This is a genomic window from Bradyrhizobium sp. ORS 111 (assembly GCF_045571485.1).
In the GTDB taxonomy this organism is placed as follows: domain Bacteria; phylum Pseudomonadota; class Alphaproteobacteria; order Rhizobiales; family Xanthobacteraceae; genus Bradyrhizobium.
This window is the reverse complement of record NZ_CP120701.1, coordinates 7,085,205-7,101,283: the sequence shown is the minus strand read 5'-3', so window position 1 is coordinate 7,101,283 and position 16,079 is coordinate 7,085,205. Positions and strand designations below refer to the sequence as shown.

Genomic DNA, 16,079 nt, shown 5'->3' with positions numbered 1-16,079 from the left:
CTCCCTCGGGTTGGTGTTCTTGTTGGGACAGCGCGCTCTCGCCGCGCCAGCAGGAAGCCTAGAAGGGCGCGCCCTTCCCATTCAATCCGCGCGAGTTTATACAAAAAAACGATATAATCGCGGAGCCGCCATTGCGAGGAGCCATCGGGTCGCGCGAACGCGCGCTCAATGACAGGCTCCGCGACGAAGCATCCATCCCTCCTCGTCTGCGATGGCAACGGATTGAAGGAACGCGTCTTGGAACTGCATCAGCTCCGCTGCTTCGTGGCCGCCGCCGAGGAGCTGCATTTCGGCCGTGCCGCGCAGCGCCTGCAGATGCTGCCCTCGGCGCTCGGCCGTCACATCAAGCTGCTGGAGGAAGATCTCGGCACGCGCCTGTTCGCGCGGACCACGCGCGCGGTGTCGCTGACCGAGGACGGCGCCGTACTGCTGCGCGAGGGGCGGGCGCTGTTGAACCGCGCGGAAGCGATCGAGGACGGCTTCCGCACGGGCCTGCGCAAGCCGTCGACGCGACGGTTCCGGATCGGGGCGATCGACAGCGCCGCCGCCGGTCTGCTGCCGCCGCTCTTGCGCGATATCCGCCGCGCGCATTCCGACATCGCCGTGCAGCTTCTCGAGGAGAAGACCATCCGGCTGCTGCCGAAGCTGCTCTCCGGCGCGCTCGATCTCGCCTTCGTCCGTCCGCCGGAACGCCCCGATAGCCGCATCGAGTTCGTGTCGCTGTTGCGGGAGACCGCGGTGGTCGCGGTGTCGCGAAAGCATCCGCTGGCGCGGCGCAGCGTGATTTCGCTGGCCGATATCGCGGACCAGCCCCTGATCGTGCCGGCGCGGCGCTCGCGTCCGCACAGTCACGATCTCACCGTCAAGCTGTTCGACGAGGCCGGATTGACGCCGCGCATCCACCAGATCGCTGACGAGAAGCAGACCATCGTCAACATGGTCGCGGCCCGGCTCGGCGTCGCCATCGTGCCGCGCTGGACCTCGCGGATGGCGATATCAGGGGTCCGCTTTGTGCCGCTCAGGCTGAAGCGCCGCAGCAGCACCGGCCGTCTCCCGCTCGCCGCCGCGTGGTTGAAAGGCTCGCGCGATCCAATCCGCGATCGCGTACTCGGCGTGCTCGAATCAAGATTGAAGAGCTACGCGCGCGAGGCGTGAGCGGAACTCACCGTCATGCAGGGATGCGAAGCACAAGCCCGGAAATGACGGTGAGGTGAGCACGCGGTTCAGGCTCCCTCCCCCCTTGCGGGGGAGGGTTGGGGAGAGGGGTAAGCCGCGGGCGAGATGATCGATGGGCGCGGTGTCCTTTCAATCGTCCGTCGCGTGTCGCGTAGCATACGGAGAGACCACGTCGTGTGGCACCCCTCTCCCTAGCCCTCCCCCGCAAGGGGGGAGGGAACCTGTCTGTCCGTGCGTCCCTGACGCTCAATCGCTGAGTTGTCCGACGGCGCAAGGCCTTCATGGCGAATATTTCGATTTATCAGAACTGCAAATACCCCGGTGCTGTTGCACCGGGCCCAGGTGCGATCGGCACCCGGCTTTTCCTGAGCCCTCCGATCAAGGAGAGGTGAAACGAGATGCAGAACTCGGACAAATCATGTCGCGAGAATGGGAAGTTGTATCCTCATCATCTGTCATCGCCCGCGAAGGCGGGCGATCCAGTACGCCGCGGGCCCCCTCGGTTCGGCATCTGGCGTCTCTGGAATACTGGATCACCGCGTCGCAGGCCACCCAGCCCCAGTCCGGCCGGTGCGCGATCCAAAGGTCCTGATCCTGGCGTTGGTATCCAACAGTTCCATCCGGCCGGACCTACCGCACGAACGTGTAGACCACGTCGTCGCCCCGGCGCCGCAGCTCGAATCTCCTGCGATTTTGCCTGCCAGCCATGATGGTTCCCGCTTTGTGGACTCGCGTTATGTTATAATATAACAGTTTGTCATGACGCACGCGCATTCCCACGATCACGCCCACCACGGCCACGCCCATTCCCATGGGCACAGCCACGGCCCGGCATCACCGCATCCGGCGCAGGGCATGCATTGGTCGATCCTGCGGATGACCGTGCCGGCCCGGCTGTCCGCGGCAATTGCCGTCAGTGCCTGTCTGTGGGCCGTGGTCTGGCTGGCGATGAGGTGATCCGTGGCTCCGCTCGTTACATTCCGCGACGTCACACTGGGCTATGACCGTCACCCGGCGGTGCATCACCTCAGCGGCGAGATCGCGCCTGGTGCGTTGCTCGCCGTGATCGGTCCGAACGGAGCCGGCAAGTCGACGCTGTTGCGCGGCATCGCCGGCGTGCTCAAGCCGCTCTCCGGCGTGATCGATCTCGACGGGCTCGGGCATAGGGATATCGCCTATCTGCCGCAGACCGCCGACATCGACCGCAGCTTCCCGATCTCGGTGTTCGACTTCGTCGGCACCGGTCTGTGGCGCGCCACCGGCTTCTTCGGCGGGATCAGCAAGGCTGCGCGCGAAAAAATCCTCATCGCGATTGCCGCTGTCGGTCTCAACGGCTTCGAGAACCGTCCGATCGGCACGCTCTCTGGCGGGCAGATGCAGCGCATGCTGTTTGCGCGCGTGCTGTTGCAGGATGCGCGACTGATCGTGCTCGACGAGCCGTTCAACGCGATCGATGCCAAGACCACCGCCGACCTGCTGGCGCTGGTCAAGCGCTGGAACGCCGAAGGGCGCACGGTGCTGGCGGCGCTGCACGACCTCGACATGGTGCGCAACAACTTTCCGGAAACGCTGCTGCTGGCGCGTGGCCCGGTGGAATGGGGCCCGACTGCGCAAGCGCTGACGCCGGACAACCTGACAGTCGCGATGCGGATGTGCGAGGCCTTCGACGACTCTGCCGCCGCCTGCGCGGCCGATCCGCGATCGAGGGCCGCCTGATCGCCATGATCTACGATGCGCTGATTGGCCCGTTCACCGAATTCGAGTTCATGCGCCGCGCGCTCGCGGCGGTGATCGCGCTGTCGCTCGGCGGTGCGCCGATCGGCGTGTTCCTGATGCTGCGGCGGATGAGCCTGGTCGGCGACGCCATGGCGCATGCGATCCTGCCCGGGGCGGCGATCGGCTTCCTGCTGTCCGGGCTCAATCTGTTCGCGATGACGACCGGCGGCCTGATCGCGGGCTTTACGGTTGCGCTGCTCGCTGGCCTCGTCGCCCGCACCACCGAGCTGAAGGAAGACGCTTCGCTTGCGACCTTCTATCTGGTCTCGCTCGCGCTCGGCGTCACCATTGTCTCGATCAAGGGCACCAATATCGACCTGCTGCACGTGCTGTTCGGCAACATCCTGGCGATGGACGACCAGACGCTGCTGGTGATCGCCTTCAACGCCACCCTCACGCTGCTGGTGCTCGCGGTGATCTACCGTCCGCTGGTGATCGAATGCGTCGATCCGGTATTCCTGCGCACGGTGAGCACGGCCGGGGCGCCGGCGCATCTGGCCTTCCTCGCGCTGGTCGTGATCAATCTCGTCAACGGCTTTCACGCGCTCGGCACGTTGCTCGGCGTCGGGCTGATGATCCTGCCCGCCGGCATTGCACGGTTCTGGTCGCGCGACATCACCACGATGATCTGCATCGCGGTCGCAAGCGCGATGCTCTCAGGCTATGCGGGCCTCGTGCTATCGTATCAGACCCGGATTCCGTCCGGCCCGGCGATCATCCTGGTGGCGGCGGGGGTCTATGTCGCCTCGCTGCTGCTCGGCAATGTCAGTGGGCTACTGCGGCAGCTCTTCCCGGGCCGGCATCTCGAGGCGTGACGGCGATGCGCAAATTGATCGGGCTGATCGGTCTGGCGCTGATATTGGCGAGTGGCGCGGCGCGCGCCGAGGGACGCGTCAACGTCGTCGCGAGCTTCTCGATCCTTGCCGATATGGTGCGGAACGTCGGCGGCGACCGCGTCAACGTGATTGCGCTCGTCGGTCCGGATGGCGACCCGCATGTCTATGCGCCGACGCCCGCGGACGCGAAGAAGGTCGCCGCCGCCCGCCTTGTGGTCGTCAACGGTCTCGGCTTCGAGGGCTGGCTGCCGCGGCTGCTGCAGGCTTCCGGCAACAAGGCCCCGGTCACGGTGGCGACCAAGGGCATCATGCCGCGGAAGATGGGCGGCCATGACGATCCGCATGCCTGGCAATCGGTGGCTAATGCAAAGATCTACGTCATCAATATCCGTGACGGGCTGATTGCCGTGGCCCCCGACCATGCCGACGTCTTCAAGGCCAATGCCGACGCCTATCTGGCCAAGCTGGAGGCACTCGACCGCGAGGTGCGCGAGGCGGTGGCGAAGATACCCGAGGTGCGACGCAAGGTGATCTCCACTCACGGCGCCTTCGGCTATTTCGCCGACACCTACGGCGTCACCTTTTTCTCGCCGCTCAGCGTCTCCACGGATGCCGAGCCCAGCGCACGCGACATCGCCGCCATCATCGCCCAGATCAAGGTTGCGAAAATTCCGGCAGTTTTTCTCGAAAATATCAGCGATCCGCGCCTGATCCGGCAGATTGCGTCCGAGACCGGCGCGAGGGTCGGCGGGACCCTTTACTCCGACAGTCTGACAGGCGAAAACGGCGATGCGCCCACTTACATTGATATGGTCAGGCACAATATAAAGGCCCTGACCAGCGCGCTCGCCGATTAGGGCAGGGGCCTCCCTGCCCGGTTGAGCGCCTTTCAAGTTCCTCGGAGTTGTTATGGCTGAAGCATCGCAAAAGATTCCTGTGACCGTGCTGACGGGCTATCTCGGCGCCGGCAAGACCACGCTTTTGAACCGTATCCTGTCGGAGAACCACGGCAAGAAATACGCCGTGATCGTCAACGAATTCGGCGAGATCGGCATCGACAACGACCTGATCATCGGCGCCGACGAAGAAGTGTTCGAGATGAACAATGGCTGCGTCTGCTGCACCGTGCGCGGCGACCTCGTCCGCATCATGGACGGGTTGATGAAGCGCAAGGGTAAGTTCGACGCCATCATCGTCGAGACCACCGGCCTCGCCGATCCGGCGCCGGTCGCGCAGACCTTCTTCGTCGACGAGGATGTGCAGAAGAATGCCCGGCTCGATGCCGTCGTGACGGTGGCCGACGCCAAGTGGCTGAGCGACCGCCTCAAGGACGCGCCCGAGGCGAAGAACCAGATCGCCTTCGCCGACGTCATCGTGCTGAACAAGACCGACCTGGTCTCGAAGCCCGAGCTTGCCGAGGTCGAGGCCCGCATCCGCGGCATCAACCCCTATGCCAAGCTGCATCGCACCGAGCGTTGCCAGGTGGGGCTGACCGACGTGCTGGAGCGCGGCGCGTTCGATCTCGACCGCATCCTGGAGATCGAGCCGGATTTCCTCGAGGCCGGCGACGATCACGATCATGACCACGATCATCACCATGACCATGATCATCACCACCATGATCACGATCACGGCCTGAAGCACTATCACGACGAGGATATGCAGTCGCTGTCGTTGCGCTCCGAGAAGCCGCTCGACCCGACCAAGTTCATGCCGTGGCTGCAGCAGCTCGTCGCCACCGAGGGCCAGAAGATCCTGCGCTCCAAGGGCATCCTTGCCTTCACCGGCGACGACGATCGCTACGTCTTCCAGGGCGTCCATATGATGCTGGAGGGCGATCACCAGCGGAAGTGGAAGGACGGCGAGAAGCGCGAAAGCCGGGTCGTGTTCATCGGTCGCGATCTGCCCGAGCAGGCGATCCGCGACGGCTTCGAGCAGTGCATCACCACGTGATGAGCGATTTCGACGCGCCCGACGGGCCCTCCATCGTTTCGATCACCGACCGCGTCAAGCAGCTCGCGCTCGGCGCGGCCATAGGTTCGGTGCATTTCCTCGGCGACCGCGCCTTCTTCGTCGGCGCGGAAGAGAGCGTGGCGATCGCGACCGCCGATGGCGAGATCAGCCGCGTGCCGACGCATTTCGGCGCCATCCTGTGCGCGGCCTCCGACGGCAAGCGGCTCGTCACCGGCGGTGACGACGGCAAGCTGATCGCAACGGACGCGAAGGGCGAGAGCTCGACGCTCGCGACCGACGGCAAGCGGCGCTGGATCGACAACGTGGCGCTGCACAGCGACGGCACAGTGGCGTGGTCGGCGGGCAAGACCGCTTTCGTCCGCAGCTCGAAGGGCGAGGACAAGAGCTTTGAAGTGCCGTCGACCGTCGGCGGGCTCGCCTTCGCCCCCAAAGGGCTGCGGCTTGCGATCGCGCATTACGGCGGCGTGACATTGTGGTTTCCCAACATGGCGGCCAATCCGGAATTCCTGGAATGGGCCGGCTCGCATCTCGCCGTCACCTTCAGCCCGGACAACAAATTTCTTGTCACCGCGATGCATGAGCCCGCGATGCATGGCTGGCGGCTCGCCGACAACAGGCATATGCGGATGAGCGGCTATCCCGGCCGGGTGCGCTCGATGTCATGGACGGCCGGCGGCAAGGGGCTCGCGACCTCGGGCGCCGATAGCGTGATCGTCTGGCCGTTTGCGAGCAAGGACGGTCCGATGGGCAAGGAGCCGGCGATGCTGGCGCCGATGCCGGCGCGGGTTGCCGTGGTCGCATGCCATCCGAAGAACGACATCATGGCGGTCGGCTACAGCGACGGCGCGGTGCTGATGGTGCGGCTCGAGGACGGCGCCGAGATCCTGGTGCGGCGGAACGGCGGCGCAGCGGTCTCGGGACTGGCGTGGAATGCCAAGGGCACGCTGCTCGCCTTCGGCGCGGAAGATGGTGACGCGGGCATTCTGGAAATGTAAGAGATCGCGGCATCCAGCCGGGCAGGTGCCATGCGATTTCTTGCGACGTTTCAGACCGCCGACTTCATCGACACGCTGATCAGTCTGACTTCTGCCTTCGTGCTCGGCACCTTGATCGGCGCCGAGCGGCAGTACCGGCAGCGCACCGCGGGCTTGCGCACCAACGTGCTGGTCGCTGTCGGCGCGGCCGCCTTCGTCGACCTCGCGATGCATCTGGCAGGCGCAGACGGCGCGGTGCGCGTGATCGCCTATGTCGTGTCCGGCATCGGCTTCCTCGGCGCCGGCGTCATCATGAAGCAGGGCATGGACGTGCGCGGTCTCAACACCGCGGCAACGCTGTGGGCCTCGGCCGCGGTCGGCTCCTGCGCCGGCGCCGACCTGGTGGCGCAGGCGGTGGCGCTGACCGTGTTCGTGATCGCCGGCAACACGCTGCTGCGTCCGCTGGTCAACGCCATCAACCGCATTCCGTTCGACGAGAAAGCCTCGGAGGCGACCTACTACGTCAAGCTCGCGGTGACCGCAGATGGCCTGCCCGCGATGCGCGACCGCCTGGTGGAGAAGCTCGAAGCGGCGAGCTATCCGGTCGCCGATGTCGCCGTGGTTGAGGTCGGCGACGGACTACCGGAGATCGTGGCGACGCTGGTCTCGACCGCGATTGATCCCACCGAGCTGAATGCCGTCGTCGCCGACCTCAAACGGCAGCCCGGCGTGCGTCATGCGACCTGGGAAAGCAACACCGCGGACTGAGTTCCAGTGGCTTCGCGGCAAGGAACCATGCCGGAGCGGAATCGTTGACGTCGCGGAAACGTCGCGAGTGGGACGAAATGGCTGCGGATCATACCAAGCAAACGTATCGCAAACACATGCTGATCGCCGCTGCGCTGGTGGCGGCCGGCGTCGCGATTGCGGGCCTTTCGCTGCGCGACATCTACGCGACCGCTCCCGAGCAGATGGCGCAGGCGACACAGCCGCTGAAGCCAACGCCGGAGCCGGAGAAGACCGCGCCGCCGGCGGAGTCCAAGCCCGGTGGCGATCGTCCGACCACGCCGGCACCGGAGCCGGCGCATCCGGACACCAACGCGCAGAAGGAGGGTGCCAAACCGGTGCTGCCACCGGCGCCCGCCGAGAAGACCGCGCCGCCGATCAAGCAGAAATAGCCGGCCGTAAGCCCTGCGCATTGTGACGCGCATTTGACGATCGATGCCGATTATCCAGTCTCGCCTCGGCCGCGCGCCCGCCCCATAATCGGACCTCACTGCAACGCCAGATGGGGCATGCCATGAAGATCGAGGACGTCAGGCGCAACGCCTATTCGATGCCGCTCACCAATCCGTCGTTCCCACCAGGGCCCTATCGGTTCTTCGACCGCGAATACTTCATCATCACCTATAAGACCGATCCGGAAGCGCTCGCGGCCATCGTGCCCGAGCCGCTCGAGGTCGCCGAGCCGGTGGTGAAGTACGAATTCATCCGCATGCCCGATTCGACCGGCTTCGGCGACTACACCGAAACCGGGCAGGTCATTCCGGTCCGCTTCAGGGGCGAAGAGGGCGCGTATACCCACGCGATGTATCTCGACGACGAAGGCCCGATCGCCGGCGGGCGTGAGCTGTGGGGATTCCCGAAGAAGCTCGCGAAGCCCAAGATCGAGGTCGAGAGCGACGTGCTGGTCGGCTCGCTGCACTACGGTTCGGTGCTGTGCGCTTCGGCGACCATGGGCTACAAGCATCGCAAGATCGACCACGACACGTTGCTGAACGCGATGAAGGTCCCGAACTTCATCCTGAAGATCATCCCGCATGTCGACGGCAGTCCGCGGATCTGCGAACTGGTGCGCTTCCACCTCGAAGACATCACGCTGAAGGAGGCCTGGACCGGTCCCGCCGCGCTCGGCCTGTTTCCGCACGCGCTCTGCGACGTCGCCCGCCTGCCGGTGCGCGAGGTGGTCTCGGCGCTGCACTACAAGGCGGATCTGACGCTGGGGCTGGGGACGGTGGCGTTCGACTACATGGCGCGGTGATCCCCGAACTGTCATGCCCCGCGCAGGCGGGGCATGACAGTACGCCGAGACAGATAGCCGAGACAGATATTGGGATCGACAGGCCTATGGTTACTGGGTCACCCGCCTTCGCGGGTAACGACAGCCGGCGGTCAGCGCACCAGAACGTTGCGGAACTGCCAGGGATCGCTCGTATCGATATCTTCCGGAAACAGACCCGGACGATCCGTCAGCGGGGTCCAGTCGGTATAGTAACCCTTGACCGGCCCGAGATAGGGCATCTGGATTTCCAGCAGACGATCGAAATCCATCTCGTCGGCTTCGACGATGCCTTCGTTCGGGTTTTCCAGCGCCCATACCATGCCGGCGAGCACGGCGGAGGTCACTTGCAGGCCGGTGGCGTTCTGATAGGGCGCGAGTTTGCGGGTCTCTTCGATGGAGAGCTGCGAGCCGTACCAGTAGGCATTGTGGTCATGGCCGAACAGCAGCACGCCGAGTTCGTCGATCCCATCGACGATTTCGTTCTCGTCGAGGATGTGGTGCTTTTCCTGCATCTTCGCGGCGCGGCCGAACATTTCATGCAATGACAGCACGGCATCATCAGCCGGATGATAGGCATAGTGGCAGGTCGGCCGATAGATCGCCGTGCCCGATGCGTCACGCACCGTGAAGTAGTCGGCGATCGAAATCGACTCGTTGTGGGTGACGAGGAAGCCATACTGCGCGCCGCGGGTCGGGCACCAGGTGCGCACGCGCGTGTTGGCGCCGGGCTGCATCAGATAGATGGCTGCGCCGCAGCCAGCTTCGTGGGTACGCGCATTCTCGGGCATCCACTTTTCATGGGTGCCCCAACCGAGTTCGGACGGCTGCACGCCTTCCGACAGGAAACCCTCCACCGACCAGGTGTTGACAAAGACGTCCGGCTCTTTCGGCGACTTGGAGCGCTGGGTGTCGCGTTCGGCGATGTGGATGCCCTTGACGCCGGCCTGCCGCATCAAGTCCGCCCATTCGGCCTTGGTCTTCGGCTTGGGGGCATTGAGCTTCAGATCCGCGGCGACATTGAGCAGCGCCTGCTTGACGAAAAAAGAGACCATGCCGGGATTGGCACCACAGCAGGAGACGGCCGTCGTCGAGCCCGCGGGGCGCGCCTTCTTGGCGGCCAGCGTCACTTCGCGAAGAGCGTAGTTGGAGCGGGCTTCCGGGCCCTTCGAGGAATCGAAATAGAAGCCGAGCCAGGGCTCGTTGACGGTGTCGATGTAAAGCGCGCCAAGTTCGTTGCAGAGCTCCATGATGTCGGTGGAGCCGGTATCGACCGAGAGATTGACGCAAAAGCCCTGGCCGCCGCCTTCAGTGAGAAGCGGGGTCAGCAAGTCGCGATAATTGTCCTTGGTCACGGCACGCTGGATGAACCTTACATTGTGCTTCTCGCAATGTGCCTTGCGGCCCTCGTCCTTGGGATCGATCACGGTGACGCGCGACTTGTCATAGTCGAAATGGCGCTCGATCAACGGCAACGTGCCTTTGCCGATGGAGCCGAAGCCGACCATGACGATAGGACCGGTAATCTTCGCGTAGATCTGCGAGGCGGGGCTCATGGGATGGTTTCTCCGGAAAGTGCTGGCAGACAAATCGTCAGGAGTGGATCAGGGGTTGCGTCGCTTCGCGGTGACTTCGATCTCGACTTTCATCTCGGGCCGGTAAAGCCCCGCGACGATCAGCAGCGTCGCCGCCGGGCGGATCTCGCCGAGAACCTCGCCGCAGACCGCGAAATGGGCGTCCGCATCGTTGGCGTCGGTCAGGTAGTAGGTCGCGCGGACGATGTCGGCCATCGCGAAGCCGCCCTCCTTGAGGGCGGCCTCGATGGTCTTGAAGCAGTTGCGTGACTGGCTCGTGACATCATCGGGCATGGTCATCGTGGTGTAGTCGTAGCCGGTGGTTCCGGCGACGAAGGCGAAGTCGCCGTCGATCACGGCGCGGCTGTAGCCGGCGGTCTTCTCAAAGGGCGAGCCGGTGGAAATCAGGCGACGGGGCATGTTCGGACCTCGACTGAAGGGGGCTTGGCGCGGGGTTTACGGGCAATTTGCGCGCCCGCGCAACCCCGCCGGTGGGCTCAGCGGGATTGCTGCGTGGTGTCGGGCGGCGACGGCGGCGTGGCGGCCCAGCGCCGCACCAGGATGTCCCTGACGATCATGACTGAAATCAGGGCCAGCATGACCGTGGTGACGAAGCCGCGCAGGCGCGGGCGCGCGACATCGGTTGCGGGAAGGTTGTCTGCCATGGCGACCGCGCTCCTTATGCCGCGTGCGGCACGGCGAGCGGTGCCTTTCGGTTGCGGGCGCGGGATGCCTTCGCTTTGGGCAGCCATGCGCCGGTCGGCGTGATCATGCCGGAGGCGTCGTCGAGAGCACCCTCGACGAGCTCGACAGCGAGCAGCCGCTCGCGCTCGAAAGCGCCGGGCAGGGAGAGCGCGCCGGTCTTGGCGGCGGAGAAGCCGAAACGGGCGTAATAGGGCGCATCGCCGAGCAGGATCACCGCGCCATGGCCGCGCGCTTTGGCGACCGTGAGCGCGCGCTGCATCAGCGCGGCGCCGACGCCGAGGCCGCGGCAGTCGTCATCGACTACCAGCGGCCCCAGCATCAGCGCGCTGCGGCCCCCCGCGCTGACGTGCCACAGCCGCACGGTTCCAGCCAGCCGGCCGTCCTGGCGCACCGCCGACAGGCTGAGGCCTGCGGCGGGCGCGCGTCCGTCGCGCAGGCGCTGGCAGGTGCGCGCATGGCGGTCGCCGCCAAAGCAGGCATCCAGCAGCGCTTCGCGCGCGACGACGTCCGATGCCCGCTCCGCACGGATCGCGAACGGAGCGGCATTCCGGATGAGGGCAACGGGGGTGTTCCGTCTTGCAGTCATGGCACGTCAGTCCCCGCTCGCAACGGCATGTGGCACGCCGCGGCAAGCGTCGTTCAAGCTTCGAAAATGGTCAGGGAGGGAGCCGGCGGGCCGGCTCCCGGTTCGTCAGGCCTCGAACAGGAGGCGGATCAGATGTGGTAGGTCTTCAGCGGCGGAATGCCGTTGAACGCCACCGACGAGTAGGTCGACGTATAGGCGCCGGTGCCTTCGATCAGCAGCTTGTCGCCGATCTCGAGCGTCACCGGGAGCGGATACGGCAGCTTCTCGTACAGCACGTCGGCGCTATCGCAGGTCGGACCTGCGAGCACGCACGGCGTCATCTCCGCTCCGTCATGCGGGGTGCGGATGGCGTAGCGGATCGACTCGTCCATGGTCTCGGCGAGACCGCCGAACTTGCCGATGTCGAGATAGACCCAGCGCACCTCGTCCTCGTCACTCTTCCGCGAGATCAGCACCACCTCGGTCTCGATGATGCCCGCATTGCCGACCATGCCGCGACCAGGTTCGATGATCGTCTCCGGAATCTGGTTGCCGAAGTGCTTGCGCAGCGCGCGGAAGATCGACCGGCCATACTGCACGACCGGCGGGACGTCCTTGAGGTACTTGGTCGGGAAGCCGCCGCCCATGTTGACCATGGTCAGGTTGATGCCGCGCTCGGCGCAATCGCGGAACACGGTCGACGCCATCGCGAGCGCGCGGTCCCACGCCTTCACCTTGCGCTGCTGTGAGCCGACATGGAACGAAATGCCGCACGGCTCCAGCCCCAGGCGCTTGGCGAGGTCGAGCACCTCGACCGCCATCTCCGGGTCGCAGCCGAACTTGCGCGACAGCGGCCACTCGGCGCCGGCGCAATCATAGAGGATGCGGCAAAACACTCGGGCGCCGGGAGCGGCGCGGGCGATCTTCTCGACCTCGGCGACGCAGTCGACCGCGAACAGCCGAATGCCGAGCGCGAAGGCGCGCGCGATGTCGCGCTCCTTCTTGATGGTGTTGCCAAAGGAGATGCGGTCCGGCGTCGCGCCGGCGGCCAGCGCCATCTCGATCTCCGCCACCGTCGCGGTGTCGAAGCAGGAGCCGAGCGAGGCGAGCAGCGACAGCACCTCGGGCGCCGGATTCGCCTTCACCGCGTAGAACACGCGGCTGTCCGGCAGCGCCTTCGCGAAGGTCTGGTAGTTGTCGCGCACGACTTCGAGGTCGACGACGAGGCATGGCTCGGTGTCGAGGCCCTCGCTGCGGCGGTTGCGCAGGAATTCCTGGATGCGTTCAGTCATGGCACTCTCCAACGGCCCCAGCGACGGGGATCCGCTCAACGTGACGTCGGATAAGAGCGCTCTGGCCACATTGCGCGATGGAGGCGCAACGAAGCCAAAAAACTCAAACCAGACTGTGCTGCCGTGGATTGGTTGGGAGAGTCTCCCGCCCGCTCACCTGGCAATGAAGGACAAGCCTTTTCAGTAGCCCGCGCCGGCGTTGGACTGCCGGTAGAGACCAAAAAAGCCCGATCCGTCGTTGCTTTAAGTCGCGTCCCCCGTGGAGAGCGGGGTGCGCCGGTTCGCCTCCGGCTGCCAGTCACGGTTGCAAAAAGTGGCGAGACCTTCAACGGCATCCCTGGAGAGAGATGCTGGCCGCCTCGTGTCCTGATGGACGTAAGCGACCCTCGGTTCTTCCACCCCTTGGCGGCTGTCCGGCCTCTTGTCCGGATACCTACCGACTGACACACGACCACAGGCACGTGCGAAATTGGGCAAGCGAGGAAATAAGTCTTTTGACTTTGTCGCGCAAGATTTTTTTTGCGACAGCGACAAATTTCCCTAACGCGCGCTTGCAATCGCGCGCGTGGTGTTCGCTTCAGCGTGTGGAAGATGAACGGCTGTTAAGAATGACTAACCAAGCGTGTGCGTTTCAGCCTTGTGCCGCAGTGCTTTCTTGAATCGCCGATGTCACGCGCGACGCGTGAACGGCTCGACGCGCTGAGCGGCGCGGATGAAGGCGATCATGATCAGGACGCCGATGCCGAACAGCACGGCTTGCAGGATGTGTGCGCCGACATCGTTGAGCCCGAACAGGATCGCGAGCGCCCATCCGCCGGCGAACGCCGCGCCGAACACTTCTGCGCCGATCAGGATCGCCGCCGAGATCACGGTGACGACGCTCGGCCAGACGATGGTGCGGTTGCCTGAGGTAGAGGGCTGCATGGTCATGGAATAGGTCCTGTTCAGGGGGCGCAATCTCTCCGAAAAGTGCCCATCTATCAAGCGCAAAAGGCCCAAAATCGCCGTATCACGTGATATAGACTCGCCGCATTTTCAAGACGAAAAACGGAACATTCGATGTCAGAAACCAGCGCGCAGGCCGAGGCTCGGAATTTCGCCAATCCGCTCCTGAAGGCGTGGCAGACGCCGTTCGAAACGCCGCCCTTCGCCGAGATCCAGCCAGAGCATTTCCTGCCTGCCTTCGAGCAGGCCTTTGCCGATCATTCGGCGGAAATCGCCGCGATCACCCATGATCCGGCGCTGCCCGACTTTGCCAACACCATCACTGCGCTGGAACGCTCCGGCAAGCTGCTGTCGAAGGTTTCGGCCGTGTTCTACGATCTGGTCTCGGCGCATTCGAACCCCGCGATCCTCGAGATCGACAAGGAGGTCTCGCTGCGGATGGCGCGGCACTGGAATCCGATCATGATGAACGCTGTGCTGTTTGGCCGCATCGCCATGCTGCACGAGAAGCGCGCCTCGCTCGGCCTGACCGGCGAGCAGATGCGGCTGCTGGAACGCACCTACACCCGCTTCCGCCGCGCCGGCGCCGGCCTCGACGACGCCGCCAAGGCGCGGATGGCCGAGATCAACGAGCGTGTCGCCCATCTCGGCACCTCCTTCAGTCACCATCTGCTCGGCGACGAGCAGGAGTGGACGCTGGAGCTCGGCGACGGCGACCTCGCCGGCCTCTCCGACACATTTGTGGCGGCCGCCAGGGCCGCGGCAGCAGAGCGCGGCAAGCCCGGCAAGGCGATCGTGACGCTGTCGCGTTCCTCGGTCGAGCCGTTCCTGCAGAGCTCCGCTCGCCGCGACCTGCGCGAGAAGGTCTACAAGGCCTTCGTCGCCCGCGGCGACAACGGCAACGCCAACGACAACAACGAAACCATCGTCGAGATCCTGAAGCTCCGTGAGGAGAGCGCCGGGATTCTGGGCTACCCGACCTACGCCGCCTACCGGCTCGAGGATTCCATGGCCAAGACGCCGGAGGCCGTCCGGGGCCTGCTGGAGCGGGTGTGGAAGCCGGCGCGGGAGCGGGCGCTTGCTGACCGCGACGCGCTGCAGGAGCTGATTGCGGAGGAGGGCGGCAATTTCGCCCTCGCGCCGTGGGACTGGCGCTATTACGCCGAGAAGCTCCGGCAGCGGCGGGCCAATTTCGACGATGCCGCGATCAAGCCCTATCTGGTGCTCGGCCACATGATCGAGGCTGCCTTCGACTGCGCCACCCGCCTGTTCGGCATCACCTTCGAGGAGCGCAAGGATATCCCGGTTTGGCACCCCGATGTGCGGGTCTGGGAGGTCAAGGATCGCAACGGCCAGCACAAGGCGCTGTTCTACGGCGACTACTTCGCCCGGTCCTCGAAGCGCTCCGGCGCCTGGATGACCTCGCTGCGCGACCAGCAGCGGCTCGACGGCGACGTCGCCCCGCTGGTCATCAACGTCTGCAACTTCGCGAAGGGGGCGGACGGCGCGCCGTCGCTGCTGTCGCCGGACGACGCGCGGACCCTGTTCCACGAGTTCGGCCACGCCCTGCACGGCATGCTCTCGGACGTGACTTATCCCTCGCTGTCGGGAACCTCCGTATTCACCGATTTCGTCGAGCTGCCCTCGCAACTCTACGAGCACTGGCAGGAGCGGCCCGAGGTGCTGCAGCGCTTCGCCCGGCACTACCAGACCGGCGAATCGCTGCCCGACGACCTGTTGCAGCGCTTCCTCGCCGCACGCAGGTTCAACCAGGGCTTTGCCACCGTGGAGTTCGTCTCCTCGGCGCTGGTCGACCTCGAATTCCACACCCAGCCGGCCGCGGCGAGCCGCGACGTCCGGGCATTCGAGAAGCAGGAGCTGGAGAAGATCGGCATGCCCGCCGAAATCTCGCTGCGGCACCGGCCGACCCAGTTCGGCCACATCTTCTCCGGCGACCACTATGCCTCGGGCTATTACAGCTACATGTGGTCGGAGGTGATGGACGCCGACGCGTTCGGCGCCTTCGAGGAAGCCGGCGACATCTTCGATCCCGCCACCGCCAAGCGGCTGCATGACGACATCTATTCGTCGGGCGGCTCGCGCGATCCGGAGGAAGCCTATGTCGCCTTCCGCGGCCGCGAGCCGGAGCCGGACGCACTGCTGCGCCGGCGCGGCCTGCTCGAGACGCCGGAGGCGGCCTGAG

At 65.2% G+C, this 16,079-nt stretch carries 17 protein-coding genes; 11 read left to right on the top strand and 6 right to left on the bottom strand.

Going from position 1 to position 16,079, the window contains the following annotated elements; all coding sequences use genetic code 11:
* The first annotated feature begins 237 nt into the window (after window positions 1–237).
* The 10 genes from P6U30_RS32695 (at window position 238) to P6U30_RS32650 (ending at window position 8,777) form a co-directional block, all read left to right on the top strand.
* The gene (locus P6U30_RS32695; protein WP_407166853.1) at window positions 238–1,155 is read left to right on the top strand and encodes a LysR family transcriptional regulator; all 918 of its coding nucleotides are present in this window, start codon (window positions 238–240) and stop codon (window positions 1,153–1,155) included.
* 780 nt (window positions 1,156–1,935) lie between these two features.
* On the top strand, window positions 1,936–2,133 hold the full coding sequence (locus P6U30_RS32690; RefSeq protein WP_407166852.1) for a hypothetical protein: 198 nt from the start codon (window positions 1,936–1,938) through the stop codon (window positions 2,131–2,133).
* Window positions 2,134–2,136: 3 nt separating this feature from the next.
* Window positions 2,137–2,892, top strand: coding sequence for a metal ABC transporter ATP-binding protein (locus tag P6U30_RS32685; RefSeq protein WP_407166851.1), 756 nt, complete (start codon window positions 2,137–2,139; stop codon window positions 2,890–2,892).
* Window positions 2,893–2,897: 5 nt separating this feature from the next.
* Window positions 2,898–3,767 carry a metal ABC transporter permease gene (locus tag P6U30_RS32680; RefSeq protein ID WP_407170595.1) on the top strand — a complete coding sequence of 290 codons (870 nt, stop codon included), beginning with the start codon at window positions 2,898–2,900 and terminating at the stop codon, window positions 3,765–3,767.
* A 5-nt stretch (window positions 3,768–3,772) separates the two neighbouring features.
* Window positions 3,773–4,645: a metal ABC transporter substrate-binding protein gene (locus P6U30_RS32675; RefSeq protein WP_407166850.1), complete on the top strand. Its 873-nt coding sequence runs from the start codon at window positions 3,773–3,775 to the stop codon at window positions 4,643–4,645.
* 52 nt (window positions 4,646–4,697) lie between these two features.
* Window positions 4,698–5,741 (top strand): CobW family GTP-binding protein, encoded by a 1,044-nt coding sequence (locus P6U30_RS32670; RefSeq protein WP_407166849.1) that lies wholly within the window; start codon window positions 4,698–4,700, stop codon window positions 5,739–5,741.
* Window positions 5,741–6,757 carry a WD40 repeat domain-containing protein gene (locus tag P6U30_RS32665; protein WP_407166848.1) on the top strand — a complete coding sequence of 339 codons (1,017 nt, stop codon included), beginning with the start codon at window positions 5,741–5,743 and terminating at the stop codon, window positions 6,755–6,757. Before P6U30_RS32670 ends, P6U30_RS32665 begins: the two co-directional genes overlap by 1 nt.
* Window positions 6,758–6,787: 30 nt before the next feature.
* Window positions 6,788–7,504 carry an MgtC/SapB family protein gene (locus tag P6U30_RS32660; RefSeq protein WP_407166847.1) on the top strand — a complete coding sequence of 239 codons (717 nt, stop codon included), beginning with the start codon at window positions 6,788–6,790 and terminating at the stop codon, window positions 7,502–7,504.
* Window positions 7,505–7,581: 77 nt separating this feature from the next.
* Window positions 7,582–7,914 (top strand): hypothetical protein, encoded by a 333-nt coding sequence (locus tag P6U30_RS32655; RefSeq protein ID WP_407166846.1) that lies wholly within the window; start codon window positions 7,582–7,584, stop codon window positions 7,912–7,914.
* 122 nt (window positions 7,915–8,036) lie between these two features.
* The gene (locus P6U30_RS32650; protein WP_407166845.1) at window positions 8,037–8,777 is read left to right on the top strand and encodes an acetoacetate decarboxylase; all 741 of its coding nucleotides are present in this window, start codon (window positions 8,037–8,039) and stop codon (window positions 8,775–8,777) included.
* Window positions 8,778–8,908: 131 nt separating this feature from the next.
* Here P6U30_RS32650 and P6U30_RS32645 read toward each other — a convergent pair whose 3' ends face one another.
* From P6U30_RS32645 to P6U30_RS32620, 6 genes are all read right to left on the bottom strand, one after another.
* Window positions 8,909–10,351: a homospermidine synthase gene (locus P6U30_RS32645; protein ID WP_407166844.1), complete on the bottom strand. Its 1,443-nt coding sequence runs from the start codon at window positions 10,349–10,351 to the stop codon at window positions 8,909–8,911.
* A gap of 48 nt (window positions 10,352–10,399) precedes the next feature.
* Entirely contained in the window at window positions 10,400–10,789 is a 390-nt protein-coding gene (locus P6U30_RS32640) for a RidA family protein (RefSeq protein WP_407148593.1), read from the bottom strand.
* A 77-nt stretch (window positions 10,790–10,866) separates the two neighbouring features.
* On the bottom strand, window positions 10,867–11,034 hold the full coding sequence (locus tag P6U30_RS32635; RefSeq protein WP_407166843.1) for a hypothetical protein: 168 nt from the start codon (window positions 11,032–11,034) through the stop codon (window positions 10,867–10,869).
* 14 nt (window positions 11,035–11,048) lie between these two features.
* Window positions 11,049–11,660 carry a GNAT family N-acetyltransferase gene (locus P6U30_RS32630; RefSeq protein WP_407166842.1) on the bottom strand — a complete coding sequence of 204 codons (612 nt, stop codon included), beginning with the start codon at window positions 11,658–11,660 and terminating at the stop codon, window positions 11,049–11,051.
* Window positions 11,661–11,788: 128 nt separating this feature from the next.
* Window positions 11,789–12,931: a type III PLP-dependent enzyme gene (locus P6U30_RS32625; RefSeq protein WP_407166841.1), complete on the bottom strand. Its 1,143-nt coding sequence runs from the start codon at window positions 12,929–12,931 to the stop codon at window positions 11,789–11,791.
* Window positions 12,932–13,600: 669 nt separating this feature from the next.
* Window positions 13,601–13,861, bottom strand: a complete 261-nt coding sequence (locus tag P6U30_RS32620; RefSeq protein ID WP_407166840.1) for a hypothetical protein — start codon at window positions 13,859–13,861, stop codon at window positions 13,601–13,603.
* 129 nt (window positions 13,862–13,990) lie between these two features.
* Between P6U30_RS32620 and P6U30_RS32615 the strand changes: the two genes are divergently transcribed.
* Entirely contained in the window at window positions 13,991–16,078 is a 2,088-nt protein-coding gene (locus tag P6U30_RS32615) for a M3 family metallopeptidase (protein WP_407166839.1), read from the top strand.
* Window position 16,079: the final 1 nt, after the last annotated feature.

What these genes read in the sequence shown, in the direction of transcription:
- P6U30_RS32690 (WP_407166852.1), top strand. Translation starts at nt 1,936, where the DNA reads ATGACGCACGCGCATTCCCACGATCACGCCCACCACGGCCACGCCCAT.
- P6U30_RS32680 (WP_407170595.1), top strand. Translation starts at nt 2,898, where the DNA reads ATGATCTACGATGCGCTGATTGGCCCGTTCACCGAATTCGAGTTCATG.
- P6U30_RS32675 (WP_407166850.1), top strand. Translation starts at nt 3,773, where the DNA reads ATGCGCAAATTGATCGGGCTGATCGGTCTGGCGCTGATATTGGCGAGT.
- P6U30_RS32670 (WP_407166849.1), top strand. Translation starts at nt 4,698, where the DNA reads ATGGCTGAAGCATCGCAAAAGATTCCTGTGACCGTGCTGACGGGCTAT.
- P6U30_RS32665 (WP_407166848.1), top strand. Translation starts at nt 5,741, where the DNA reads ATGAGCGATTTCGACGCGCCCGACGGGCCCTCCATCGTTTCGATCACC.
- P6U30_RS32660 (WP_407166847.1), top strand. Translation starts at nt 6,788, where the DNA reads ATGCGATTTCTTGCGACGTTTCAGACCGCCGACTTCATCGACACGCTG.
- P6U30_RS32655 (WP_407166846.1), top strand. Translation starts at nt 7,582, where the DNA reads ATGGCTGCGGATCATACCAAGCAAACGTATCGCAAACACATGCTGATC.
- P6U30_RS32650 (WP_407166845.1), top strand. Translation starts at nt 8,037, where the DNA reads ATGAAGATCGAGGACGTCAGGCGCAACGCCTATTCGATGCCGCTCACC.
- P6U30_RS32645 (WP_407166844.1), bottom strand. Translation starts at nt 10,351, where the DNA reads ATGAGCCCCGCCTCGCAGATCTACGCGAAGATTACCGGTCCTATCGTC.
- P6U30_RS32640 (WP_407148593.1), bottom strand. Translation starts at nt 10,789, where the DNA reads ATGCCCCGTCGCCTGATTTCCACCGGCTCGCCCTTTGAGAAGACCGCC.
- P6U30_RS32635 (WP_407166843.1), bottom strand. Translation starts at nt 11,034, where the DNA reads ATGGCAGACAACCTTCCCGCAACCGATGTCGCGCGCCCGCGCCTGCGC.
- P6U30_RS32630 (WP_407166842.1), bottom strand. Translation starts at nt 11,660, where the DNA reads ATGACTGCAAGACGGAACACCCCCGTTGCCCTCATCCGGAATGCCGCT.
- P6U30_RS32625 (WP_407166841.1), bottom strand. Translation starts at nt 12,931, where the DNA reads ATGACTGAACGCATCCAGGAATTCCTGCGCAACCGCCGCAGCGAGGGC.
- P6U30_RS32620 (WP_407166840.1), bottom strand. Translation starts at nt 13,861, where the DNA reads ATGACCATGCAGCCCTCTACCTCAGGCAACCGCACCATCGTCTGGCCG.
- P6U30_RS32615 (WP_407166839.1), top strand. Translation starts at nt 13,991, where the DNA reads ATGTCAGAAACCAGCGCGCAGGCCGAGGCTCGGAATTTCGCCAATCCG.